23 protein-coding genes and 2 pseudogenes are annotated in these 26,046 nt (G+C 46.0%); 9 read left to right on the forward strand and 16 right to left on the reverse strand.

Features of this window, described 5'->3' with window-relative positions:
- Positions 1-99: 99 nt before the first annotated feature.
- The 3 genes from ACK2JC_RS03735 to ACK2JC_RS03745 all read right to left on the reverse strand — a co-directional run bounded on the left by ACK2JC_RS03735 (position 100) and on the right by ACK2JC_RS03745 (position 4,182).
- Positions 100-1,821, reverse strand: coding sequence for an ABC transporter ATP-binding protein (locus ACK2JC_RS03735; RefSeq protein ID WP_118077278.1), 1,722 nt, complete (start codon positions 1,819-1,821; stop codon positions 100-102).
- Positions 1,818-3,563, reverse strand: coding sequence for an ABC transporter ATP-binding protein (locus ACK2JC_RS03740; protein ID WP_092364890.1), 1,746 nt, complete (start codon positions 3,561-3,563; stop codon positions 1,818-1,820). The genes ACK2JC_RS03735 and ACK2JC_RS03740 overlap by 4 nt, the downstream gene beginning before the upstream one ends.
- A gap of 178 nt (positions 3,564-3,741) precedes the next feature.
- Complete coding sequence (locus tag ACK2JC_RS03745; protein ID WP_082082497.1) at positions 3,742-4,182, reverse strand: Dps family protein; 441 nt, start codon at positions 4,180-4,182, stop codon at positions 3,742-3,744.
- Between the two features lie 430 nt (positions 4,183-4,612).
- Between ACK2JC_RS03745 and ACK2JC_RS03750 the strand changes: the two genes are divergently transcribed.
- The 3 genes from ACK2JC_RS03750 to ACK2JC_RS03760 all read left to right on the forward strand — a co-directional run bounded on the left by ACK2JC_RS03750 (position 4,613) and on the right by ACK2JC_RS03760 (position 8,793).
- On the forward strand, positions 4,613-4,903 hold the full coding sequence (locus ACK2JC_RS03750; protein WP_319638389.1) for a hypothetical protein: 291 nt from the start codon (positions 4,613-4,615) through the stop codon (positions 4,901-4,903).
- A gap of 394 nt (positions 4,904-5,297) precedes the next feature.
- Positions 5,298-6,272, forward strand: a complete 975-nt coding sequence (gene bsh, locus ACK2JC_RS03755) for a choloylglycine hydrolase (RefSeq protein WP_092364887.1) — start codon at positions 5,298-5,300, stop codon at positions 6,270-6,272.
- Positions 6,273-7,035: 763 nt separating this feature from the next.
- Positions 7,036-8,793: a S8 family peptidase gene (locus tag ACK2JC_RS03760; protein ID WP_411338454.1), complete on the forward strand. Its 1,758-nt coding sequence runs from the start codon at positions 7,036-7,038 to the stop codon at positions 8,791-8,793.
- Between the two features lie 229 nt (positions 8,794-9,022).
- Here the strand turns inward: ACK2JC_RS03760 and ACK2JC_RS03765 are convergent, their stop codons facing one another.
- The 8 genes from ACK2JC_RS03765 to ACK2JC_RS03800 form a co-directional block, all read right to left on the reverse strand.
- On the reverse strand, positions 9,023-9,412 hold the full coding sequence (locus ACK2JC_RS03765; RefSeq protein WP_092364881.1) for a hypothetical protein: 390 nt from the start codon (positions 9,410-9,412) through the stop codon (positions 9,023-9,025).
- Between the two features lie 1,010 nt (positions 9,413-10,422).
- Complete coding sequence (locus ACK2JC_RS03770) at positions 10,423-11,700, reverse strand: site-specific integrase (RefSeq protein ID WP_302819048.1); 1,278 nt, start codon at positions 11,698-11,700, stop codon at positions 10,423-10,425.
- A 79-nt stretch (positions 11,701-11,779) separates the two neighbouring features.
- On the reverse strand, positions 11,780-11,983 hold the full coding sequence (locus tag ACK2JC_RS03775) for an excisionase (protein ID WP_002566648.1): 204 nt from the start codon (positions 11,981-11,983) through the stop codon (positions 11,780-11,782).
- Between the two features lie 428 nt (positions 11,984-12,411).
- On the reverse strand, positions 12,412-12,651 hold the full coding sequence (locus ACK2JC_RS03780) for a helix-turn-helix domain-containing protein (RefSeq protein ID WP_073383229.1): 240 nt from the start codon (positions 12,649-12,651) through the stop codon (positions 12,412-12,414).
- Entirely contained in the window at positions 12,648-13,091 is a 444-nt protein-coding gene (locus ACK2JC_RS03785; protein WP_092369040.1) for an RNA polymerase sigma factor, read from the reverse strand. Before ACK2JC_RS03785 ends, ACK2JC_RS03780 begins: the two co-directional genes overlap by 4 nt.
- Positions 13,092-13,474: 383 nt before the next feature.
- Entirely contained in the window at positions 13,475-14,425 is a 951-nt protein-coding gene (locus tag ACK2JC_RS03790; protein ID WP_243138758.1) for a hypothetical protein, read from the reverse strand.
- A 77-nt stretch (positions 14,426-14,502) separates the two neighbouring features.
- Positions 14,503-15,303: a class B sortase gene (locus ACK2JC_RS03795; protein ID WP_368271260.1), complete on the reverse strand. Its 801-nt coding sequence runs from the start codon at positions 15,301-15,303 to the stop codon at positions 14,503-14,505.
- On the reverse strand, positions 15,287-15,574 hold the full coding sequence (locus ACK2JC_RS03800; RefSeq protein WP_368271259.1) for an HU family DNA-binding protein: 288 nt from the start codon (positions 15,572-15,574) through the stop codon (positions 15,287-15,289). Before ACK2JC_RS03800 ends, ACK2JC_RS03795 begins: the two co-directional genes overlap by 17 nt.
- A 130-nt stretch (positions 15,575-15,704) precedes the next feature.
- On the opposite strand from ACK2JC_RS03800, the pseudogene ACK2JC_RS03805 reads away from it, so the two are divergent.
- Both ACK2JC_RS03805 and ACK2JC_RS03810 read left to right on the forward strand, forming a co-directional pair.
- Positions 15,705-15,938, forward strand: a pseudogene (locus ACK2JC_RS03805) (transposase zinc-binding domain-containing protein); the annotation flags it as partial.
- A 144-nt stretch (positions 15,939-16,082) separates the two neighbouring features.
- Complete coding sequence (locus tag ACK2JC_RS03810; RefSeq protein WP_368275016.1) at positions 16,083-16,835, forward strand: transposase; 753 nt, start codon at positions 16,083-16,085, stop codon at positions 16,833-16,835.
- Between the two features lie 237 nt (positions 16,836-17,072).
- Here the strand turns inward: ACK2JC_RS03810 and ACK2JC_RS03815 are convergent, their stop codons facing one another.
- From ACK2JC_RS03815 to ACK2JC_RS03835, 5 genes and pseudogenes are all read right to left on the reverse strand, one after another.
- Complete coding sequence (locus ACK2JC_RS03815; protein ID WP_302819054.1) at positions 17,073-17,612, reverse strand: Spy0128 family protein; 540 nt, start codon at positions 17,610-17,612, stop codon at positions 17,073-17,075.
- Positions 17,613-17,705: 93 nt separating this feature from the next.
- Positions 17,706-17,972, reverse strand: a pseudogene (locus ACK2JC_RS03820) (DUF5979 domain-containing protein); the annotation flags it as partial.
- A 38-nt stretch (positions 17,973-18,010) separates the two neighbouring features.
- Positions 18,011-20,692: a DUF5979 domain-containing protein gene (locus ACK2JC_RS03825; RefSeq protein ID WP_368274785.1), complete on the reverse strand. Its 2,682-nt coding sequence runs from the start codon at positions 20,690-20,692 to the stop codon at positions 18,011-18,013.
- Positions 20,693-20,760: 68 nt separating this feature from the next.
- The gene (locus ACK2JC_RS03830; protein WP_148510211.1) at positions 20,761-21,045 is read right to left on the reverse strand and encodes a hypothetical protein; all 285 of its coding nucleotides are present in this window, start codon (positions 21,043-21,045) and stop codon (positions 20,761-20,763) included.
- Positions 21,046-21,354: 309 nt separating this feature from the next.
- Positions 21,355-22,191: a tyrosine-type recombinase/integrase gene (locus ACK2JC_RS03835; RefSeq protein WP_112482518.1), complete on the reverse strand. Its 837-nt coding sequence runs from the start codon at positions 22,189-22,191 to the stop codon at positions 21,355-21,357.
- A 380-nt stretch (positions 22,192-22,571) separates the two neighbouring features.
- Here ACK2JC_RS03835 and ACK2JC_RS03840 point away from each other — a divergent pair, with 380 nt between their 5' ends.
- The 4 genes from ACK2JC_RS03840 to ACK2JC_RS03855 all read left to right on the forward strand — a co-directional run bounded on the left by ACK2JC_RS03840 (position 22,572) and on the right by ACK2JC_RS03855 (position 25,869).
- Complete coding sequence (locus ACK2JC_RS03840) at positions 22,572-22,895, forward strand: plasmid mobilization protein (protein ID WP_039890696.1); 324 nt, start codon at positions 22,572-22,574, stop codon at positions 22,893-22,895.
- Complete coding sequence (locus ACK2JC_RS03845) at positions 22,862-24,196, forward strand: relaxase/mobilization nuclease domain-containing protein (RefSeq protein ID WP_006771514.1); 1,335 nt, start codon at positions 22,862-22,864, stop codon at positions 24,194-24,196. The genes ACK2JC_RS03840 and ACK2JC_RS03845 overlap by 34 nt, the downstream gene beginning before the upstream one ends.
- Complete coding sequence (locus tag ACK2JC_RS03850) at positions 24,193-24,546, forward strand: cysteine-rich VLP domain-containing protein (protein WP_006771515.1); 354 nt, start codon at positions 24,193-24,195, stop codon at positions 24,544-24,546. The genes ACK2JC_RS03845 and ACK2JC_RS03850 overlap by 4 nt, the downstream gene beginning before the upstream one ends.
- Positions 24,547-24,924: 378 nt before the next feature.
- A complete protein-coding gene (locus ACK2JC_RS03855) occupies positions 24,925-25,869 on the forward strand; it encodes a LysR family transcriptional regulator (RefSeq protein ID WP_148510212.1) in 945 nt (314 codons plus the stop codon).
- The last annotated feature ends 177 nt before the right edge of the window (positions 25,870-26,046 follow it).

Here is a 26,046-nt window from a genome sequence, read left to right on the forward strand (position 1 = left end):
ACCCTGTTTAGAAAACCATTCACTATGCAGATGGTATCCACAACGAACTAAATACTAATAAGCGCCGTGTTCAAAAACAGTCACCCTGTCCCCTTTACGCTAATATTGGAATTCTTCCGTCAGTTTTGCTTTCTCCACCAAATTGTTATAGGTTGGAGAAGTTTTGAGCAGTTCAAGATGAGTACCGGACGCTTCCACTCTCCCGCAGTTGATCACCACGATTTTATCTGCATTTTCAACGGATTTGAGACGGTGGGAAATAATGATAACAGTCTTATCCAGAATGAGGCGGTTCAAACTGTCCTGGATCTTTTTTTCGTTTTCCACATCCAAAGAGGCTGCAATTTCATCCAGAATGATAATAGGTGAATCTTTCAAAAAGGCTCTGGCGATGGATAACCGTTGACGTTCTCCTCCGGAGAGTGTTGCTCCGTTTTCTCCGATCATCGTTTTGTACCCCTCCGGAAGCCTCCGGATAAATTCTTCGCAGTTGGCCAATCGTGCCGCCCGGATGACTTCCTCGTCTGTGGCCGTCTTTTTCCCAATGCGGATATTTTCCAGAACAGATGTATTAAACAACGTTACATCCTGAAACACGATGGATAACTTTTCAAACAAGGATTTTGTAGAGAGCTCTTTGATATCCAGCCCGCCAATCCGGATGCTTCCGCCGTCATGATCATAAAGTCTTGACATCAGACGCAGGATACTGGTTTTCCCGCAACCGGACACACCCACTAAGGCAGTCACTTCGTTTTGCTTCGCGGTGAAACTGACGTTCTTGAGCACTTCTGTATCCTTATCGTAAGAAAAAGACACCTTATCAAATTCAATATCATAACTTGAGATTGTCTGATCCTTGCCCTGCTGTATCTTTGTCTCCCGAATCTCCCGGATACGCTTGACCATGGAATCCAGATAATACAACTCTTCCACATTCATATTGACCGACTCTACACTCTCCCTCACCTTAATGGAGGCCAGTACATATCCCAAAAAGTACAGGATATCGATCTCTCCTGTATGCAGCATTTGAACACCGGTCAGGATTACAATCACAAAGGCAAATTGCAGAATGACATTCGAACACAACATAGGAAAGCCCGCTGAAATCTCTGCACGAAGATGGATTTTCTCACTTTCTTCCATCTTTTGATAAAGAGTCTGCCGAATCTTCTGAGTCAAGCCAAAACTCTTGATTTCCTGCTGATTTTCAATGGCCTCCTGAAAACTCTCAGAATTGTCCCGGAGCTTTTGATAATGTTTGAATGACTCCCGAATCTGAAGGTTTTTCGACAATAAAAGAAGCCCGAATCCAAGCAGAATCGGTAGAATGATAGCAAGCCCCAATTTAACATTGCCAAGGAGCAGCAGAACCGAAAGCAACGGAAAAAAGAACAGGAATCCCACCGCCTTTGCCATAGCGTGGCTCATAGCATGCTCAATAGCTGCCACATCCGCCATGATGGTTTGCGCCAGATCCGAAAGGTCATGCCTGGAAAAGTAAGATAAAGGCAACTTGGTCAGAACATCTGCAATCTCCGTGCGAAGATTCGCGCTCTCCTGGTAAGTGGTGTTATACAGTGCATCATATTCAATTCGGAGCAGAATCCACATCGCGGCCAGAACCAGAACGGATCCCCACAAATACAGCCCCATTTCCTTGACATTGTTCAACAGCAACTCATCCACCAGGAGAAGCAGCAGCATTGCGGGGAAAAAGTTGATCACATAGACAAAGAAGGAGGCCGCGCTCGCCTTTTGCAAATCTTTGGCCCCCTTGTCGGTCAGGGCAAAATGCTTTTTAAACAGTTCTCTCATCTCACAACCCTCCATTCATTTGCCTGTTCATAGAGCGTTTGATATTTTCTGTACTTGGTATCGGTCGCCATCAACGCCGCGTCCGTTCCTCGCTCTGCTATTTTCCCGTCCTCCAAAACCAGAATTTCATCCACATTTCGAATGCTGGACAGCCGGTGTGCAATCATAATGACAGTCTTCCCCTTCATTAAGTGGGCAAACGCCTTTTGCAGCTCATGCTCATTCTCCGGGTCGATTGCCGCGCTGGCCTCGTCAAGGATCACGATCTTCGCATTCTTTAGCATTGCCCGTGCGATTGCGATCCGCTGCTTCTCACCGCCCGACAGGTATACGCCTTTGGAGCCAATCACCGTATTTTCCCGATCTTTGAACTTATTCAGAATGCTGTCACAACCTGCCTGATGCAGCGCTTCCATGACCTCCGTTCTTTGAGCGCCTGGGTTCGCCAGACGGACATTCTCGTAAATACTGATGTGAAACAAACGGACATTCTGGAACACAAAGGCGATATTGCGGATTAAGGCGTCCTCTGTATAGGCTTCGATGGGCTCTCCCCCAATCTTGACCTCTCCTCCATCCACTTTGTAAAAACCAGAAATCAATTTGGCAATCGTGGACTTTCCTCCTCCAGAAGATCCCACCAGAGCATAACTCCGGCCTTCTTTCAGAGTGAAGCTAACATCCTCCAACACCATCTGGTCTGTATACCCAAAGCATACCCGTTCAAATTCAATGTCATAGTTTTTGAATGTGCTCTTGTTTCCAAATGTAAGCCGATCCTTTTGCATATCCGAAAACACTTGCTCCAGTTTCTCAACCGCCGAAGTTCCCATGAATGCATACATACCTACATACATCACTTTCATAAAGGCGGTAAACAGTACTCCACCCAGGAATAATGTCATAATGAGTTCCACCGCCAACACGGCAGGGTCTTGAATCCGATTCAGCGTTAAGGCTGTCACTGAAACGAGTATGGCAATAGAGCCAAATAGGATCATCTGGAATAACACATATGGCCTGCGGCAACTCATAGAATAGTTCAAGGCATGTCGTGCATAATCCGTGATTGCCCGATGCAGCGTCTTGAAAGATGTAGCGTCTATGCCAAAAATCTTGAGCACCTGTATCCCGCGTATGTACTCCACGGCCTCGCTGCTCATTGTCTCCAGCGCCTTTTGGTAGATTTCCATAAACTTCTTTTCCCCGGTCATCAGGACAAGGAGCACGCCACTCAGCATGAACAGAACCAATAGAACAATGCCTACCCTCAGACTGATCAAAAAGCCCACCACAAGCGCCAAAAGCGGTGTCAGAATTGCTCCGACATTGTCAGGAATCAGATGGGCTACAATAGAATGAGTTTGGGCTGCGTTGTCATCAATGAGTTTACGTGTCTTTCCCGATGAGTTCAGATCAAAGTAGCGGAAGCTGGCATTGGTCAGGCCGTCAATTCCACGCTTGCGCAAGTTGGTCTCCAGTCGGAAGCCCAACATATGCGTTAAAAGCACGGCTGCAAAATACAAGAGCGAACCGCCAATCAACAGCCCCGCAATCAGGAACACATTATATTGAGCATGCCCCATATCTTCGTCTACCACCAATCGTTTCAAAAACTCATAGAGGTAGTAATAAGCGCCTACATTGAACAATGTGGATACCACCGTCAGGCCGATTGCAAAATAGGCCAAAGGTCGCTGCTTTGGTACATAATATAGCAGTTTTTTGTATACCCCAAACATAGATACTCTCCTTTCTAGATGGATGCTGAAATCAATGTTAGTTAAGGATAACTCACGTATAATATTATCTCATTTATTTTTAAAGAAAAAAAAGAACTAGATGCAAGATTCAATCATTGACAATCAAATAGAGAACTATTCACGTTCTACGATAGTTCTCTATTTGAACATTTGCTTATTACTTCAACATAGATTGAATGAACCAAATTGTTTTGTTGTAATTTGCCACATCGTCTTCCATGTGGGCAACCACATCAAATTGATTCTCCTTGTCGGCCTGCTCACGAATGAAAGAAGCCTGGGTTCTGAGAGATTCCATATCTTTCAGAACCGTCTGCATCGCACTCTTGACATCCAACTCGACACTTTCCAACTCTGGAATTGTGGCAACTGACAAGTAACCCTTCATACTTGCCAAAGGGGCTTCTCCGTTCATTTTTAAAAGTTCTGCGATAGCATCGAGCACATCTGCAAGGGCATCATACAAGGTTTCCAGATATTCATGTGCCGCTTTAAACTGGCTCCCTACTACATTCCAATGAAGATTGTGTAATTTGATGTATGAGACACCAATGTTTGCAAGATATGCATTCACCTGAGTTGCAAGTTCTTTTTTCAAAATAACAGCCTCCTTTGATTTGAAATACATGGTTAGTCTAACTGCTCTTATGAAGTTAGTATAAACTAACCAAAAGAAAATGTCAATTCATTTTCCTATTCACGCTATTTACCCTATTATCCATATTGGGGCAAGTTTTTCACCTTTTATTCGCTAAAATAATTTTATAGAATGGGCCACAGTAGGAACGGTCAGGAAAGGTGAACGTCCCCAATCCAAAATAGCAGCGTTACCTTGATTCATACCGCTATCCATCACTTTCCCCGTCCACACTTTCGTACTCGTGAAACTGCTATCGAAAATGTAAAAAAGATGATTTATTGTGACAATCCTGCCTTCTGTGGTATCATGTATGCCTGCCTTTTCTATAGAAATTTATGTTTGACCAAAGTTGAGCAATTGAAAAATTATCCTTTATGAAGAGGCAATTATGTCATTTGACTATAAAAAAGAGTATAAATATTTTTATATACTGCAGAACAAATCATCTATCGTAACGGTTGCGAAAATAAACTGTATGGCTGTGAGGGGCAAAGATAATCTCAGCGATGAAAACGGTGAGTGTGTAGCATCCCGCAGTTTGCTGTGCGATATTGCATTTACCATTGTTCTTCCCCTTGATGGATTTTGGTTTCAGAACGCCATTACCAGAATTGACTATGCCCACAAGGGTAATTTTGAATTTATTTTATTTTTATCATTTGTTTGCCTGATTTCGTAACAAAGGCGGATTTTGATTGGGAGATTGAAGAAACAGCTTAGAAGAACAAACAAGATCTTACAAAGATTGAGTTTTTACCTATGACGAGGGTTAGTGTGTGTAATGTATTCACCTCAGTTCTTATGATGATGAATCCGAAACCATTTCCGCTAAGCTTGAATATACCGGGAAATATGATTATACTATTGACATTACGGATACTCTATCACCATGAGATTGATTTGTCCAATCCTCGCAAGCTAGCAACCGTGAAACTAAAAACCGTGGGGCACTATTCGATAAAACGAGTTAAACAATTTCCAATTCAGTGAGGCAAACAAGTCAGGATTTGCGATAATTAGGCATACGAATCTTATGATGAAATATTATGTAACGCAATGAAGGAGGAAGAATTATGTGTACAGCAGCAACTTATAAAACAAAAGATTTCTATTTTGGACGGACACTAGATTACGAAATCTCCTACGGTGAGACTGTTACAGTCACACCAAGAAATTTCAAATTGATGTTTCGAAGTGTGGCAACAATGGAGCATCATTTTGCCTTTATAGGAATGGCTCATATAACAGAAAATTATCCACTGTATTACGATGCTGTAAACGAAAAGGGTCTGTGTATTGCCGGTCTAAATTTTGTGGAAAATGCACATTATTGTGAAAAAGAAAAAGGTAAGGACAACATTGCCCAATGGGAATTTATTCCTTGGATCATGGGTCAGTGTACAACGGTGAATGAGGCGAGAAAACTGCTTGACAGAATCAACTTCTTGGCTGAACCGTTTAGTCCACATTTTCCTATAGCACAGCTCCATTGGATCATTTCGGATAAAAACAGCTCCATTACGGTAGAAAGTGTTAAGGACGGTATCTTTGTTTATGATAATCCTGTAGGTGTTCTCACCAATAATCCGCCTTTTCCGGTTCAAATTTTCAACTTGAACAACTATATGGGATTATCCATCGACACCCCTAAAAATTGTTTTTCCGAACATCTCAGTCTAAATGCATACAGCAGGGGCATGGGCGCTATCGGGCTCCCCGGAGACTTGTCATCTATGTCAAGATTTGTACGTGTGGCTTTTACAAAAATGAATTCACTATCCGAGAATGATGAAAAATCAAGCGTAAGCCAATTTTTCCATATATTAGGCTCCGTTGAACAGCAAAGAGGATGTTGCCGTTTGGCTAACGAGAAATATGAAATTTCCATTTACACTTCTTGCTGCAATGCCGACAAGGGTATTTACTACTATAAAACTTATGATCATCACAGCATTGTTGGTGTAGATATGAATCGGGAGGAGCTTAACGGTGAGGCACTCATTAGCTATAAGCTTATGACGGACAAAGCGTTGGAAATGCAAAATTGATAGATTCCAGTTTATCGAGAAGAGAGCAAAGCCCGCAAACAAGTGATAGGAAAGGTTAAGCGCCACTTTCTCTTCAAGCTTGCCTTCTGATTTGATTCTATAAAATCAGAAGGCAAGAACCAGCACTTATCTGAGAGTACTGCGACTCAGACAGATATGGGCGGAAAGAAACATTTGTTATTCTAAAAACGAGAACACAAACTGAATAATATACAGAAAAGGGGCTTTCAAAAAGCGATGAAAGAATGCCTCTTATCGGTAACATCATTAGGCCTTAAAAGACTGATAAAACGGTATAAGTAACCTTGTTTTGCCAGTCTTTCTATTTTGTTCCGTGAGAGGAGGAATGCAAAAATACCTCATGAAATGGATTTATCAACAGATACCTCTAAAAAGGCGTATTTTGACGCAAAACTACATCAGATTTTAAGTTTATGACACCATGCGAAACAGGTGGTTTTTTGTTTCGCGCATCCCCATTCCTCACTTCAGAAACTCCAACGAGAACTTGAAGTATGATGGATAAGAATCCCCCACTGTAATCCATAAGTTGTACTACAGAAAATAAGTCTTTAATTAGCAGTAGAAATATTGGCTATTAGATGGATCTCTGCGGCAAAAGAAACACTGGAGGCCATTGGGCAGTAATGCCAGATGACAGTTTGCAGGTAAACTCTATTACTTGTTCGCTCATATTGTTAACTTATGAAAGGTTTTTTAAATTCAGCATATACTATTATCAAATACCTGAATGAGGTACATCATGGCAAGTTGTCCTTTTAACTCGGCTTCAGAGACCATCGCTGACTTTATTTACCGTCACGGGAGTCAGCAGCAATTTCCTGTCGATTCTGAAAATAATTTCTGCATGGATTTTGTAAGTACTGATTTTAGTATTATATACACTCCGCTAGATACTGTAAAGCCCCTCTCACTGAGCAAGTTTACCTATTACAGTATCCCTGGTCTGTACACACTTTTAGACAGTACCAGCATAGATGCTTCCGGTATTATGGCAACCCACGCATTGCCTGCCCTGAGCAATCGAGGACGAGGCGTTATAATCGGCATCATAGATACGGGAATTGACTATACCAATCCCCTTTTTCGCAATTCAGATGGTACCACTAGAATTATCAGTATTTGGGATCAGAGTCTTCCAAATAATAAAAGCACTCTTCCTGCCGGCGTACCTAATCGCTATCATACCAGCGGGGCAATCTACGGCACGGAATATATTCAGAAACAAATTAACGAGGCATTGGAATCTGATTTTCCTCTTACCGTGGTGCCTTCTACTGATACCAACGGACACGGAACTTTTTTGGCAGGTATTGCCGCCGGAGGAACCCTGCCCCAGCAGGTTTTTACTGGAGCTGCCCCAGAATGCGAACTAATAATCGTCAAATTAAAACCAGCCAAGCAATATTTGCGTGATTTTTACCTTATCAGTAGTGACGCTGATGCTTATCAAGAAAATGATATTATGATGGGCATTAAGTACCTGCGTGTGGAGGCAATTAGACATAGAAAACCTCTGGTCATTCTATTGGGAATCGGGTCTAACCTGGGTAGTCATGAGGGAACATCTCCGCTTAACATGATGATTCAGGATATTAGCAGAAATCTGGGAATGTCCACAGTAATGGCAGCAGGCAATGAAACTGGCCGAGGTCATCACTACATGGGCTCTATACCTACGAGTGAATCGTCCATTGACGTGGAAATCCGAGTTGGAAATCTGGAATCTCAGCGAGGATTTGTAGCTGAACTCTGGGCTGGTACCGCTGATACATATTCCGTAGGATTTATCTCACCCAGTGGTGAATCCATAATCCGTATTCCTATTATAGGCAGAAACGAAACTTCTATCCATTTCCTTTTAGAACCTACGGTCATTACGGTTAATTATCAATTAATTGAGACGGGGGCCGGTAAACAGCTTGTTTTTATGCGTTTTGAAGCCCCTACGAAGGGAATTTGGAAAATACGCGTATATAGTACCCAGTCTCTAACAGGACAATTTAATATGTGGCTTCCAGCCCATAACCTAATTTCTGACGAAACCACGTTTCTGTCCCCCAACCCTTATACTACCTTAACTCTACCAGGAGATTCTCCCTCTCCAATCACAGTAGGCGCCTACAATCATTCTAATAACAGCATCTACATTCATTCCAGCCGTGGGTACACAATAGGTGGATTAATTAAACCAGATTTAGCGGCTCCCGGAGTTAATGTGAACGGACCAGATATTGGATATAGAAACGGAACCTCTATCCCCATGACTACCAGAACAGGAACCTCGGTCGCTGCTGCCCATGTTGCTGGGGCAGTCGCTAATCTTTTAAGCTGGGGTATTGTAGAAAGACATAACACAACAATGAGCGAAGCATCTGTTAAAGCTTTTTTAATACGAGGAGCAAAACGAAATCCAGCCCTATCATATCCCAACAGGGAATGGGGATATGGGGCTCTGGATTTATATGAAACATTTTTACGGTTAAGAGAAGTAAGGTGAGTCCTTTTATTAAATGGAATGATTGGACACTAGGGGAAACGAGCATAACCTTTAAGGAAGTCAACCCTCTCATGTTTGATTGACTTCCTTGTATTCCCATCCTAGAGTGTATTTGAAAATCATCCCCCTCCAAAAACAACCGATTGTAGACACCGAATACACCTTCCACATTTTCATCACATTTATGATGTAAGACAGGCTACAAGCGATCATTCAGAGTTAGCATCCATTACTCCTTTGTAACAGAAACTATAGTTCCTGTAAATGCTTCTACTTGTTCCAGATTTCCTGTATAAACTACCGAAACCATGTCTCCGTCCTTAACCGCAGACAGTCCCTCTGGTTTTTTACTTTCAAAAGTAAGTGCATATTCTACTCCATCCTTATCAGTAATAACAAACATAAAATCCTTAATATCGCTAATTTCTCCTGTTATTACAGACTCTTCCTCTGTCATGGCATCACTACCAGATGGTTGAACAGCGGATGTATCTTCCGGGCTCTGAGAATTAATCATCTGTGATGGTTCGATAGAAGGAGTTACACTTCCCTGCCCTGAACACCCTGTAGCTAGCATTAAGGTTGCACAAATTGTGAAAAATACATTTCTTTTTTTCATAGTCTACGACCTCCCTTTTGAGTTTCATACTATTAGACGAAATATATATTTAAAAAGTTGCAACCTTTTTGTTTTGAATTGAAAACTATAAAATTAATAAATTAAAAATCATTACTGAATTAGGTCGTTTGGAAGGCGTTACAAATATCTCCAAAATGGAGCCGTTGCAGATAAATTGAATCCTGCCAATTATGAGGTATCATTTGGCTATGGTTTCCGCAAAATTATTGAAAACATTTATTTAAACATACCAAAGCATACTACATGTGCAATTGTAGCCCCGTCAGGAGTCGGAAAACAACACTATGCAATCTATTCGCACGTTTCTGAGATGTTCAAGAAGATTCTATTTGCATTGGTAGACAAAGTGTGAAAAATTATACTGCTGACAGTGTGCTTGACTGTATTAATATGGTCTTTCATAAGATTTATCTTTTCAATGACACAATCAAAAATAATATTAAATTCGATATGCCCAAAGCAACACTTGATGAAGTAATGGAAGCAGCAAAAAAGCTTGCTGCTATGATTTCATTATGTCTTTGCCTGATGAATATCAGACCGTGATTGGAGAAAGTGAAGCTACATTATCTTGCGGTAAAAATAGAGACTTTCTATTGCCCAGGCAATTTAAAAAAATGAACCCATCGTCATTTTTGATGAAGATACTTCCAGTGTTGACTTGATCAAATCATTGTAATTTATAATGGGCAAGTCAGACAAAAGGGCACTCACAAACGGCTTAGACAAGAGGATGGTATTTACAAGAATTTCCTTAAATTTCGTGTGGAAGCAAGCGGTTGGCAATTATAAAAATTTCCTTTGCACTTTTAGAGAAATCATTTAATAGATTTCCAATTATCTCTTTAGGTTTTCTTATATGCCGGTATAGCCCGTAACTTCGGGCTTTTCCGGCACTTTTCCTATCGGAAGAACCTCACAAACGTTCTTATTACCCTTCATGTTTTCGCTCTCAAACGTAGTACAAACAGTAGTACATTCTGCGCATTCTATGCGGCTTGGGCTTCCTGAGCGCTCTCTGACGCTGGCTGCGTGTTGACGGTTGCGCTGGTCTGTGCCTGAGCTTGCAGCCGTTCCATTTCCTCCTGTGCGGAATGGAACGTGGCGTGAGCGTAATAGTTCAACGTCATAACGATATTGGCATGCCCCATGATGTACTGTAATGCCTTTGGGTTCATGCCTGCGTTTGCCATTCTGGTACAGAATGTATGCCGCATGGTGTGCGGCGTCATGACCTCCGGCAGCGGTTCCTTATGGAACTTGTTGAACTTCTTAGCAAGGCACTGAAACATGGCATCATAGTGGACAGCCACTTTCGGCAGTCCATCCCGGTTTAAGAACAGGAAGCCCTTATATCCGTCCACCACAACGCCTTTGCCATCCTTTCGCCTGTGCAGCACGCGCTGAAATGCTTTGTAGGCTGCTGCGCTCATAGGCACCTGGCGATAACCGCTGTCGGTCTTTGGCGCTTCGATGTAGTAGCCGTCCTCGGTGCTTCTCAAAAGCTGGTGGTCTACATTCACAAAGCGCTTTTCAAAATTCAGGTCGGCAGGTGTCAGGCCGCAGAGTTCGGAAACACGAAGCCCGGTTTCCAGCAGAATCAATACCTCGTCATAATACTTGGCATAAACGGGGTCACTCTGCATGAAGTCCAAAAGCTCCTTTTCCTGTGCAGGGGTAAGCGGCACCTTTGGTACGGTATCGTCGTTGATAACCTCATTGATCTGGAAGTCAAAGGGGTTCTTGCGGAGGCAATCGTCCTGTACGGCCATGTAAAAAATGGCTTTCAGGGAACGCTTGCCGTTGCAGATGGTGTGATAGGCCACACCCTTTTCCTGCATACGTAAAGCCCATTCTTTGGCGTCAGACAGCTTTACGCTGTCGATGCTGGTCCCTCCGATTTTATCCTCGGACAGAAGTTTCATTAACTGCTGGCGGCTCTTATGGGTTCCCCGCTTCACATTGCCCCTCTGCCGGATGTACTTTTCATAGAGCTGGCACACGGTCATTTTCTTGCCGATGGTGTCAATCCCATCGTCAAGGTCTTTTTGTATCTGCTTGATTTTCTCACGCAGGGAAATATCCGGGCGTTTCCCAGCAGGGATTTTGTCCGTGGGGACTAACTTCCATGAGTACACAAACTTCGGTTCTCCAAAGGCATCCGTATATTTGTAGGTGTATCTTCCGTCTGTTCGCTGGCTCTCTCCAGATTTCAAAAGGCGGCCTTTGCTGTCCCGTCTTTTTTCATCTCGTTCTTTTTTTGACATTTCGTCATGCTCCTTTCCATGACGGAAAGAGCCTTGACACACTCTAAAGGTATTATAGCATAGTCAAGGCTCTTTTTCACTAGATTGTGTCCAGAGAATCAATGATTTTTTCAAACTTTTGTCGTTTGATCTGGATGCGGTTGCCGTTCAAAATCACCCAGCCAGCGGATGGGTTTTCCTCGGCCAGCCGCCGCAGTTTGTTTTCTCCAATGCGAAAATATTTCGACGCTTCCTCAATGGTAAGCGTATATTTTTCCCAAATAGGCACATCGTTATTACTCATAATCTTGCCTCCTTATGTTCAAAAAAAGGATTCTTGTAACTATGGGCAAAACACGGACGGCTGGCGGCCCAGCTCCACGGGACTTTCACCCCCGCGTGGTTCTCACACGGCCCGACCCATTGCCTGCGACGCTTTTAACGCTCGGACTATGGCTGTAAGGGAGTATCATTGTCCTGCCTGCACGTCGTCGCCCATAAGCAGCCACGCCTATGTGGCGGCTGGGTGGTGGTCGCTCCGCTGTTTTCGTAGAAACCAGCATCATGGCGCACCCGCCGTCCGGCTCGGTACAGACAGAATGTGTCCGTATGCCCTATGACGCACCGCCATTGTCCTGCGGGCGTATTTGTCAAGGTGCATCCATCAGCCACCAGGTCGGCGGAAATGCGGAAAGGGAGTTAGAAAACATTTCCGTTACCGTGGCCGGGCCGTTACTTCAAAGCAACGATGATGGAATGGATGAGCTTGAGTTCCAAACGGTGCTTCATATACTCGTCCACGCACACATAAGGGATGCCGTTGCTGTCGTACAAGGTGCGGGTGCAGAGCTTGTTTATGTAGCCCGCATAGTAGCGCAGCACATGTTCCATAGCTATTGCATCCCCAGCGTGGGCAGCTTCCATCACCGAAAGGGGCAGAAGTTTTCTGCCGTTGAATGTGGGTTCCTTCATCCGCGTTTCCCTCCCTCTGGCATGAGCGCCATCAATTTCAAACGCAACTGTTTCAGGGTGCTTGTCCTGTGACGCTGTACGGCGCTGCGGGACATTCCCATGAGGCTGCCAATTTCTCCGTCTGCCAAATCCAAAACACAGTGCAAAATCAAAATGCTTTGTTCCTGTTGTGGCAGGCTGGCGAATGCCTCGGCTACAAGCTCGTTGTCAATGGGCAAATCATATCCATGCGACGAAAAAACGTAGCTGTCGCTGGGGTAATAATCTACCGTGGAGAGCTTGTCCAATTCCTGCTGTGTCAGGGCGTCCAGCGACTTTTCACGGTCGCGCTGCTGTCCCATCTCGCGCAGATAATCTTTGGCCTCATTGCGGAGTACCGCCTTGCAAAATGCGTCATAGCGGTGCCGCAGGATAAAGTCATTGCGGGGGATCGTATCCATCTTCTCACCCCCTTTCTGTGGGTGATTTCGGTGGTTCTCTCCCTTTCCGCCAAAGTTACTTTTGAAAGGCTGCCAGCTACCCGCTAAACACCACTTTTTGAAACATTTTTTGAAAAAATGTGTGGCCGGTGGTACGGGACGCAGGAAATAACAAAATTCGCCCGGAAAGGCATAAACCCTCCGGGCGAACATAACAACAATATGGTGTTTTATTGCATGGGATAACGCATGGTTCCGGCCATATTTTCCACTGGCCGGGGGATGACTTTTTTTAACGGCACTGCTCCCGTTTCCGGTGGTCGATCTCCCTTTTTACACATGACAGCTCCCTCCTAAAGCCGCCAACGGGATCAGCGTGAAAGAGGCTGCCAGCATCCACTTGGTTAAATAGCCGTGTGGTTTGTTTGATCCATTCGGCTGATTGTGTCCTTGACGGCTTGATTGCGCAGCTTACTGATGATCATGGGTACGGCCCCAAACAGCAGGAACACATAAACCAAGGCCAGATTGCCCCAATAAACACTTGCTTCGATGGCTTCATAGTCCAGCAGGAGCGATACGGACTGGTACGCCTCGAAAAAGGGGACATCGAACTCCTGCATAATGAGAATGGCCCAATCCGTTTGGTTCGCAACATACGTCATTGCCAGCATAATCACAGAACAGATCACGACGCCTTTTTTGGTTAATTTCCCGCCCAATTTCTCATAGCCCAGCAGGGTACATACCGCCATGACCAGCCCCGTTACAGAAGCAACATATCCAAGACGGCTGACAAGGACGATAGCAGCCGCCCCCACAAGCGATCCCAACAATGCGCCTACGATTCCGGCCACAACACTTTCTTTTCGGGCCTGATACTGGCCGTGGGAAACCTCCATTTGCCCCCGCAGCGTACCAAAGCATTCGTCACACAGGGACAGATAGGCACCCGCCACATTCGCGCCCACGGTGGGAACATCCTTCCCACAATGCTGACAGCCCCGTGTAAAGCCTTTTTGCCGCAAGCCGTTTGCCATTGTGTTTAAAATCGATGCAGCAGCCCCGGCATTGGACGCTCGGAACACAATTGAAATGCTTGTGGCGGTCGCCTCCACACGGGTAATTCCTTTCACAGACTTGCGCAGCTCTTTTGTATCCTGCTTATCCATCGTTCCGCCATGCAGGGTTCCCCCAAACACAGCCTGAAATATGTTGGGATAGTTTCCATTGGGAAGATAGATTACAACCGGATAGCCTTGCAGTTCTCCCCACAAAGCCCCGTTTTCCTCACTGAATCGCAGCCCTGTCTCCATAGCCAGAGCTACAAACAATTCCTTGCTCTTGTTCTTCATCCTCTTATTTCTCCTTCTTCCAGTATAAGGCACCAAGACACCAAACTCAAAAAATAGGACTGATTTTGTTGATTTTCCTAGCTTTTCCGCGCCACCACGACAAACCGTCCGTTTTTGGTGTGATAGCTGCACGTTACCAGGGTCAGCAGCGTGTCCCCGTATGCTGCGGTTTCTCCTGTGTCATAAATTGAAGCTGCTTCCACATTGTCCACGTATTCCTGAAACAGCTCCGGGTCGCTCAGATCCGGGTAGGAATAGAAACGGAATACGCCCGTTTCGTCCTGGTAGTACACTCTGGAATAAAACACCCCGATCACCGTATAGGAGCCGTCCTCTTGCAAGGTGTCAAAGGCAATGGTGGGATGCTCCTTCCAAAACTCCGGCTTTGCATAGTCCAGCAGGGCATGGAACATGGTGCCGTTTTTCATGTTGTGGCCGTAGACAAGGTAGTGGTTCCCGCTCTCAATGTAGCTTCCGTCCAGAAACGGAACGCCGCTGATGGAATCGCTCTTATCAAAGGCCCGGCGCAGATAGTATTCCGGCTCCTGGGGCGTATACATCACCGGATAATCCACTTTTGTTCCCTCAATCTTTACCCAGCCAAAGAAGTCGCTGTTTTCCTCTTTCAGCACCCCATAGGGGGAGAGAGAAGCAGTGGTTTCATCAGGCGTTGGGGCGGCTTGGACAGTGGGCGGTTTGTAGTTTTTGGGTCCCTCCGCCACACGGTCGGCCAGCGTTTCAAAGGCCGCCTGGGATTTCGTCAGATTGAGCAGAGACGAACCCAGCATGAACAGGGACACAAACAGAAGCACACTGCTGGAAAGTATTCCAAGCATCACATACCACCGCCGTTTTCTGGGCTTAGTCTTTCGTTCCATTGACTTTCTCTTTTAAATGTTTTCCAGCCTTAAACACAGGAGATTTTTTGGCCGCTACCGCAATCGGCTGCTTTGTCATAGGATTAAACCCGGTATGGGCAGGAGTTTCCCGCACAGTAAAGGTTCCGGTGCCGGTAAGCTGTACGGTTTCCCCAGCCGCCAGGGCGTCTCCCAGTTCCGCGCAAAAGGCATCCAGAAATGCTTTGGCTTCCTTGTGGCTGCTTCCGGTTCTCTGTGCGATCAGTACGGCAAATTCGTTTTTGTTCAACATAGCTTTCGTTCTCCTTTGCGTAGTTTAAAATGAGAACAAAGTGCCTTCGGCACTCTCAACTCCCCTGCCCCTCACTCATGAGGGGTTTTAGGGGATTTCCTTTTTTGCTGCTTTATTGTAAAATGTTCTTATGCATAAGAACATCCTCCAAACTATTTTTTCTGACCACTTTGAATATATCCAATATGTTATTCGACCTGATAAAAATGTTTTGGATAACATCAACCGGATGATCCTCTGCCATGATCCTTCTTATGGCGGAGCTTTCTTTGGCTGTCCTCATTGTGGTAACCTTAAATTTGTTCCCTTTTCCTGTAAAAGCCGGTTCTGTCCCTCATGCGGCAACGTCTATAACCAGAAACGTGCTTTTCGTATGTCTTGTAAACTCGTTTCCTGTATCCACAGACACTGTGTCTTTACCATTCCTGAGGAACTGCGCATCTTCTTTCTTAAGGACCACTCACTCCTTAACTGCCTGTTCCATTCTGTCAGGGATGTCGTCCTACGCATGTTCTTCAAGATGAATAAGTCCGAACTCTTTACTCCTGGTTTTATCTGCGTCCTTCATACCTTCGGTAGAGATTTAAAGTGGAATCCTCACATCCATGCCCTGATTTCGGAAGGCGGTGCTGGCAACATTACTCCCTGGCGACCCAATCCCCATTTTGATTATGATTTCCTGCGCCTGGCTTTTCGGAAAGTCCTTTTGGATCAGCTCTCTCTTAAACTGGGACCGCCTTTTAAGAAGCTTAAAAATCAAATCTACAAAGACCATCCCGAAGGCTTTTATGTGAGAGCCAAACCTAATTTGTGTTCTCCTGATATCACCATTAAATACATCAGCAGATACCTTGGACGGCCTGTCATTGCCACTTCCAGGATGGATGCCTATGACGGGGATTCTGTGACGTTCCATTATCAGCGACATGAGGACCATAAAACGATCACAGAATGCATCCCCGCCATTGACTTTATCAAACGCCTGATCCTGCATATCCCTGACAAGCATTTTAAAATGGTCCGCTACTACGGCATTTATGCAAAGCACCACAAACAGGAAAAAAATCTCCGGAAATGTTTATCCAAGCAGAAGCAGCATTATCTTTCTAAGCTCCTAGATTGGCGGAATTTGATTCTTCTGACCTTTGGCTATGATCCGCTCAGATGCCCGGAGTGTGGCACTTCTATGTTGGTTTTAGAAGTTTACCACAAAAAAACTGCACTATTTGAACGCTATCGAAAGGTTATGGGATATGGATAGTTCCATATGCCCTATTCTTTCTCTACCGTCAGATAGTGCAGCCTAAACCAAAAACAAAAAATACATAGACAACGTCATGGCGAAGTCACACCTTCGCTCTTTTGCTATGCCTTTTTTATTTCCAATCTATTATACACCATCTTCGCTGATTTGAGAAGTTTCCTATAAAGTAAAAAGAATGGGGCTCATGCCGAAGCATGAACCCCATCCACAAACAAATTGGTTTTGTTCCCTGCGTCAGCTTTGATGCTCTTTGCTTTGGGATCTGACTTTGCGCGTCTTAGTCCCTGCAAGAAGCACAGTCAGGCTCAGGAGGGAGGCTGCCGCCAGAATACCCCAGAGGGCTAGATTGCTGCTGTCCTCGGTCTTTGGAACATTGTCCAGAGGACGAGCCGGTGCAACAACAGGCGGTGTCTGCGTAGGCGTTGGTGCAGACGCGGACGGCTTTGTGGTATTGGCAAAAGCCGGTACGCTGTTGTATGCCTGTCCGTTCTTCTCATAGGACACGCTGGCCGCATAGTCATAAGGGCAGGTCACAGTGACCGTCACCTTATAGGAGGACGTATCATAGTTCACGTTCTTGTCATTGCCTGTCTGTTCCGTGAGATAATAGACATAGGTGCCGGTCTTATCAAAGGTCAGGGTATCAAAGGTAATATTTCCACCCTGGTTGTTCTTCACCTGCAACCGCTGGCCGTTGGCATCATCCAGGAAGAAGGTAAAGCCGCTGCCCGTAGGAATCAAGCCATCCATAGTCTTTGTGGCCGTCAGGGTCACGCGGGCGGCCTGCGGGGTATGGCTGCTGCTTCCGCCGCCACCGCCGCCAGAACCACCGGAGCCGCCGGAGCTGCCCTTATAGTTTTCAAAGGCTGCTGTGGCGGTACTGCCCGTCTGGACAGTGCCTGTTGCGTTGGTCTTGGTAACGGTATAGCCGCTGTTGTCGCTTTCCTCTACCGTATAGGACACGCCTGCCGGAAGTCCATTGGCAGTCTTGCTCTGCCCATGCTTCAAGGTAAAGGTGGCAACCCCATCCGTAAAGTTCATATCCCCATACTTGCCGTTCAGGTCTTTTTTATCCAGCGTAACCGTAAAGGTGAACTCTTTGTTCTGGTCTCCGCGAGAGCCGCTTACCGTCTTTGTTACTGCTAAATTCCCGGTCTTTTCCGTAGGCGGGTCTACAGGAGGATTGGGGGGGCATCCGTGCCGTTTCCAGGTCTTTCCTTGTAGTTTTCAAAGGCTACTGTGGCAGTGCTGCCCGTCTGGATGGTGCCTGCTGCATTGGTCTTGCTCACAATATAGCCATCACTGCCGGTTTCCTCGACCGTATAGGACGCGCCTGCGGGAAGCCTTTTGGCTGTCTTGCTCTGCCCGTGCTTCAAAGTAAAGGTGGCAACTCCATTAGCGAATGTCATATCTCCATACTGGCCACTAAGGTTCTTTTTATCCAGCGTCACAGTAAAAGTGAACTCCTTATTAAGGTCACCGCCAGAGCCAGTCACTGTTTTTGCCACTGTTAACTCCCCCTCTCCACAGGGACAGGGAGGCATTTCCTTCCGATTTTCAAACGAGGCCGTCACAGTTGTATCTTGCTGAATCGTGCCCTCAGAATTTGCCTTAGTTACAGTATAATCGTCGTTGTCATTTTCTGTTACGGTGTATACCGTTCCAGCGGGAAGCCCAGAAGCAGTTTTACTTTCCTTGTCTTTCAGAGTAAAATTAGCAACCCCGTCAATAAATTTCATATCTCCATAGGTTCCGTTGATTGCTTTGAACGGTTTATAAGTTGCAGAAATAGTAAAGGAAAACGGCTTATTGGAATCTGCTCCATCACCGGATACAGCCTTTGAAACGGTCAAGTCGCCTGTTGCTGGTTCTTCTGTTTCTGTACCGATAATTACCGTACCGTTTGTTGCAATACCCCCTCCGTACAATCCTTTATTTTCGGCGATATGTACCTTTACTTCCTCTAGAGCGTCCTTCACTCCAGGATCTTTGTCAGTCAGGTCGTTAAACAAAGTGATATTTTGGTTTGGATCGTCTCGATAGGTTTGCACCGATTGATAAACGTCTATCGTGTTACCCTTTGCATCTGTCCAATCGTACTTTCCGCCTCCTAAGTAATATTGAGAAATGAAAGGTATATTCTGATTTGCTCCCCGCTCCTGTACGTAGACTTCATCTGCAAAACCAGACTGATCCCTGTTCTGGTAAATAATCGCTCCCTGATTCAAATGAATTTCTACCTTTGCTGTCGGGCATGCCGCAAAGCCGCCGCCCCGGCCCTGCCGGGTGGGGTTATTAACTGCCTCATTATTGGCAATGGCAACATTATATAGATGAAGGGCACACCCCTCATCAACATAGATTCCACCGCCCGCATAATGCATTACACCGCCTAAATCTATACCATTTGCAGTGTTATGACTAATTGTACCGGCCGTAATCGTCAGGTTACCATCAGCTTTATCCTGAAATAAGACAATGCCTCCTCCTTGAGAATCTGCCGTATTGTACGAAATTGTTCCTCCAGTCATTTCGCCCGTAGCACCCATTAGATGCAGCCCCCCACCGGATGCGTTCGAGTGGTTGGATACAATGGCTCCATCGGACATATGGAAAGTGCTGAGATTGCCGACGTATACACCGGCACCATTTATGGAATTATTTTTAGAAATATGCCCACCGCTTATGCTAACACTATTACCTCCATCATCAGCTATAGCCCCACCAGCCCACCAGGCATCACAGGAGGTAATTTCTCCGCCGGACATGTCAAATGTACTGCCTGTTGGCGCAAGATAAATACCGCCGCCAGATTCATCTGCTTTACATTCCTTGATCTGACCACCGCTCATGATAACGGTTCCTTGCTTTTCAACAGCAACGGCGCCACCTAAGTGAGCACTGCAATTCTCAATCGTCCCACTGGTTATGTTGAGCGTCCCATTTTCCACAAAAACTGCTCCACCACTACCTGTAAACGAAAAATCAGAAATGGTTCCTCCGGCAATGGTTAGTATTGCATCTTCACCATCTACTTTCACAGCACTGGCAAACTGCTTTTCATTACTATTTGTTGTAATGATTGCATCCTCGCCAAGGGTAACCTCACCATTCACTAAAAGAACCGGTCCCCTCGTGCCCTGGCGCGAAGATAAAATCCTTACATTTTCAAAGGTGAGGTGGGCTCCTTCTTCAACCGAAATCAGGTTTTGGAAAAGCGCAATCAGTCCGCCAGGGGCTTCAATCGTGTATTGTTCTTCATCCGATGATTGAATCTTTATATCTTTATTGGCAGGGATTAATAAGCAGCTCTCTAGTTCGATATCCTCTGTAATCTCAATAGTTGTGAGTGTATTGTCCTCTGCCGCATTAATAATCTCCTGCAAAGTCAATCCATCTTCATTGGGTACTGTGACTAGGCCATTATCTACCTCAGCAGGGGTAGCAACGTCCGGCTTTTCTTCTGCAACAGCTTCTTCCGTCGTCTCCGGTGAATTTACTGTTGCACTTTCTTCCGTATCTGTGGCTTCGGACGTTTTGGCCTCGGTTTCTTCTTCTGCCCAAGCCGTTTCCTCTGCGTCCGTGGCTTCCGTCGTTTCGTCCGTCTCAGATGTTCCCGCGACCTCTGAGCTTGTCTCGCCTGCCGCGTTTGTATCTTCCCCATGTGCGGCCTCAGAGGCTTCCACGGCTGGACTCCCCTCTGCCTCGGATTCCTCCGGGGTCTCCTGGCTCGTTTCTTCTGTGGAGATGATGGGTGGCTCTAACTCGTTTGCTGCATAGACGGGGATTCCATTGCCAAGCAGCGTCACGACCATCATCAGGCACAGAACAAACGATATTGCTCTCTTTTTCATGACCTTTTCCTCTCTTTCCTTTATGATTGGATCACCATGGATGAATAGACTACCCATTCCGCTCCGTTTCATTCCTGGCTCGGATGACGGTGCAAAATGCTGGAATGTTCTGATAGCTGCCAAATCAATCTTTCTTTTGCATCGAATGCAGTCGCTTCCGGGGCAAGACCAGCCAGATAAGCCAAGGCGTCATTCCAGGATTTCAGCGAAAATGCTTCCGCAGGAATCTGCACCAGTTCCATCGTCAGATGGAATTGCTCCCATGGGCTGAGATACCGCAAATCGGAAAGATACCGACATCCGGCTTTTTGGGCCAAGCACTCCAACAATTCTACCGGCCATCTTTCTTCCACTCATTTCACCTCCTGCCATTTCAACGGGAATCTGAACCTCTACCTCAGAATAATGATTCTGTGGTATTTCTCTCTGTTTCCAACGGCTGAATAGCATCTCGGCACTGGAAAAGGAAGTTCTGATAGGCATGAAAACCAGACCTGCGCACATTTATCCGGGTGCAGGTCTATTTTTCGTATTTATTTTTACATTTGATATGTAACAAGTGCTTGAAAATCAAGGCTAAACTATCTATAATAGAAGCTAATCAGTTCTACTTGTAACTGAGCAAGGAGGCCATGGAACCACAGAATCATTATTCCATGGTGCTATGAGATCAGGCGCATCCGCTGTAAGGTTCGCTCATGTTCCCGTGTGCCCATCGCGACATAAATCCGCGTAGTGTCCACGGAGGCGTGCCCTAAAATATCCGCCAGATACGCCAGATTCTTTTTGATGGCATAGTAGCATTTTGCAAACAGGTGGCGCAGATTGTGGGGAAAGACCTTTTGGGGATTTACCCTTGCCGCCCGGCACAGCTTTTTCATATCATGACAGATATTGCTTCGGTCTAAGGGCTTTCCGGTGTGGGTACAGAACAGATACCCCGTTCGGATGCCTTTTTCTTTGGCATAGGCATTTAATTTCCGGCACAGTTCCTTTGTCAAGAGAATGGTTCTGGTTTTGCCTTTCATGCGGATTTCCGCTTTCCCTTTTTGCAACGCCTCAACGGTCAGGAACGAAAGCTCACTGACCCGGATTCCGGTGGCGCAGATAGCAAGCATCACATGATACAGGCGGCTGTCCTTTTTCCGTTTGGCAGCGTCTAACAGGCGGTGGTATTCCGCTTCGGTCAAATCCCGGCTGTCGTCCACAAATACCGTGTGCTGGATTTTTAAAAACCGCACCTTGCAGGCCGCCAGTCCCAGGTAGTCCAGATAGGAATGAATGGCGGACAGCTTGGCGTTTACAGTGCGGGCATGGTGTTTCTGTTGCAGTTGTTCCCGGTATTCCAGAACCTTTGCTTTTGTTAGTTCTTCTCCCTGTAAAAATGAAAGGAACCAAAGCAGCTCACGGACATACTTTTGTATGGTTGCGTGAGATTTTTCATGTTCGGCCAAATAGGTGCGGTAGTCCCGCAGGATTTCATTGTAATTGTGTTCCATTTCGTTTCACCTCTGCTTATTTGATGATATAAAAGTAGTATGACAGAATCTTTTATACCGTATTCCCTGTAAAGGCAAAACAAAAGAACGAGTATGTTTAACGATGTGCCGTGGACGCGGGACTGTCAAGCGACTGCATCAAACGTATTCGGCATTCGTTTGTCATTTGTTGTATGGAGGCCAAGGGCCTCTTATTTTTTTGCGTTTTTTGCAACAAAGTTGATAGTTTGCGGGTAGTTTGAGGGCTTTTCGGAGTATTAGGAGTGGAGGAAAAGAAAAACAGCAGCAAGCATAGGGAGTGTAGCCACACTCCCGGCAAACGGCTTCCCGTTTGTACCTTGGGGAAGTCCCCAAACCCCTGAATGAAAGAAGGTGAGAAAATGGCAAACCGAACACGGAAGTTTGTGCTGCGCGTCCCCGTGACGCCGGAGGAAAGGGCGCTCATTCAAGAGAAGATGGCCCAGCTCGGCACAATGAATTTTTCTGCCTACGCCCGGAAAATGCTGATTGACGGCTATATTGTCCATGTGGACACCAGCGACATCCGGGCGCAGACTGCGGAGCTTCAAAAGATCGGCGTCAACGTCAACCAGATTGCAAGGCGTATCAACAGTACCGGGGCTGTGTACGCGCAGGACGTGGAGGACATCAAGGGGGCGCTGGCACAGATATGGCAGTTACAAAGATCCATCCTATCAAGGTAAATCTGAAAGCAGCCCTTGACTACATCGAAAACCCGGACAAGACGGACGATAAAATGCTGGTATCGTCCTTTGGCTGTTCCTACGAAACGGCGGACATTGAATTTCAAATGCTGTTAGATCAGGCGTTCAAGAAAGGCAACAATCTGGCTCACCACCTGATACAAGCCTTTGAGCCGGGCGAAAACACGCCGGAGCAGGCCCATGAGATCGGGCGGCAGCTTGCCGATGAAGTGCTGGGCGGGAAATATCCCTATGTAATCACCACCCACATAGATAAGGGGCATCTGCATAATCACATCATTTTTTGCGCCGTGGATATGGTGAACCAGCGCAAGTACATTTCCAATCGCCGCAGCTATGCCTATATCCGGCGAACCAGTGACCGGCTGTGCAGGGAACACGGTCTGTCCGTGGTGAAGCCGGGCAAGGACAAGGGCAAGTCCTACGCCGAATGGGACGCACAGCGCAAGGGAAAGAGCTGGAAAGCCAAACTGAAAATTGCCATCGACGCCGCTATCCCGCAGGCCAAAGACTTTGACGACTTCCTGCGGTTCATGCAGACGCAGGGCTATGAAATCAAACCGGGCAAATTCGTTTCTTTCCGCGCTCCCGGTCAAGACCGCTTCACCCGCTGCAAGACGCTGGGTGAGGACTACACGGAAGAAGCCATTACCCGGCGTATCAAGGGGCTGGCTGTAGACAGAGGGCAGAAGCGGAAAGCGGAACAGAGAATTTCCTTGCGGATTGAGATTGAAAACAATATCAAGGCCCAGCAATCGGCGGGCTATGCGCGGTGGGCGAAGCTCTACAACTTGAAGCAGGCCGCCAAAGCCTTAAACTTCCTGACGGAACACCAGATTGAAAGCTACGAGAGCTTGGAAAGCAGGCTGGACGAGATCAGCACAGCCAATGACGAAGCCGCCGCTGCCCTGAAAGCTGTGGAGCGCCGCCTTGGAGAAATGGCGCTGCTGATAAAAAACCTCTCCGCCTACAAGCAGCTCCGGCCTGTGGCGCTGGAACTGCGAAATGCCAAAGACAAGGCCGCATTCCGGCGGCAGCATGAAAGCCAACTGATCTTGTATGAGGCGGCGGCAAAGGCGCTCAAAGAGGCAGGGGTGAAGAAGTTCCACAATCTGTATGCGCTCAAAGCCGAGTATAAAAAGCTGGACGGAGAACGGGAACGGCTGTCAGAACAGTATAACGAGGTAAAGAAAGAGCTGAAAGAATACGGCATTATCAAGCAGAATGTGGATAGTATTTTGCGGGTGACGCCGGGAAAGGAGCGGATACAGGAGATATGAACATACCGAGAATGAATTACCGCCAGTACCGCAAGGCCCGGCGGCTCACGCATGAGTGTTGTAATTACTGTGACGGAAACTGCCTCCTGCTGGACGATGGCGAGGAATGTGTCTGTGTGCAGAGCATTTCCTATTCCGTGCTGTGCCGATGGTTTCAGGCAGCCGTCCTCCCGTTGGACGCGGCACTTTATGCCGAGCTGATGGAGCGGAGCCGGGCGTTGCGTTGCCGGGAATGCGGGACGCTGTTTTCTCCCAGACGGCCCAACTGTCTATACTGTCCAGACTGTGCCGAGAAACGCAAGCGCCAGAGCAAAAAACGGTGGGCGAGAAAACACAGGGAACATGCATAGAAAAGCGAAGGGACAAGGCCCTGAACATCGGGCCTTGTCCTTTTCACTTGATAATATGTTCCGATTTTATGTCATTTAATTAGCGAAAAGACCCAATGCAAGAAAAAAGAGCAGACCTACAACGCCTATCACACATAATACATTTACCACGATGCGAATGGAATATCGAGGTACTTTCCTTTGATTGGATAGGTGATCCAGTGTTAATACGTCTACTTCTTCAAACGATATTTACTTTTTATTTTAAGTGGCTAATCCTACGACTAACCTATGAAACAAGAAAAATTCATGTTATACTAATTCATGCAATATTGGGTGCGGTAATCATATATTGGCAAGATACGATGCCTTGGTTTTCTTAGAAAGCGGGTGAACACAATGACCTTACAACAGTTACGGTATATAGTAGCAGTGGCAGAAACCGGAACGATTACAGAAGCAGCGGACAAGCTCTTTATTTCACAACCAAGCCTTACCAATGCCATCCGTGAGTTGGAAAAAGAGATGAAGATTCTAATTTTCCACAGAACAAAGAAAGGAATCCGCCTTTCCAAAGAAGGAGAAGATTTCTTAGGTTATGCCCGGCAGGTATTGGAACAGGCGGCGATTCTGGAAGATAAGTATAAAGGACGCGATGGTGGGAAAAAGCAGTTTTGCGTTTCCACACAGCACTACTCCTTTGCGGTGAATGCCTTTGTGGATCTAATTAAGGAATACGGGCAGGATGAATATGATTTTTCTCTTCGGGAAACACAGACCTATGAGATTATTGAGGATGTGGCCCACATGAAGAGTGAAATCGGTATCCTGTTTCTGAATGATTTTAACGAAGCAGTGCTCAGTAAGATTTTGAAATCCCACGATTTGAAATTCCATCTTTTGTTTGTGGCAACCCCGCATGTGTTTATCAGCCAAAACCATCCGTTTGCCGACCGTTCCATCCTAACCAACGAGCAGCTTGCCCCATATCCCTATCTATCCTTCGAGCAGGGGGAGCATAATTCCTTCTATTTTTCCGAAGAAATTTTCTCGGTTTCAGAACGAAAAAAACAGATCCGGGTACGGGACAGGGCAACGTTATTTAATCTTTTAATTGGGTTAAACGGATATACGGTATGCAGCGGTGTGATTGATGAACAGTTGAATGGCAAGGATATTATCGCGGTTCCTCTCGCAGAAGAAAGCCACATGCGCATTGGTTATATTACTCACCAAAAAGGTAGCATCAGTAGGTTGGGAACGACCTACTTGGAGGCATTGAAACACTATGTAGATGCCGAACACAGGGCAGTCCGCAAGTCAAATTATCGTGAAAGCGTCTAATTCTTCCCTCCTCATGGATTGATCATCGGCTATCCATAGTTTAAAACTATGGATAGCCGATGTTTATATCTATTATACAAATCCAGTCCTGTGATTTATACTGATAACAACGATCATATCTGGCGTATAGCCGGTTTGATTTCACAGGTTCCCCATTCTCGTTTGAGTTGGAAGATT

The organism is Enterocloster lavalensis (genome assembly GCF_046603895.1).
GTDB lineage: Bacteria > Bacillota > Clostridia > Lachnospirales > Lachnospiraceae > Enterocloster > Enterocloster lavalensis.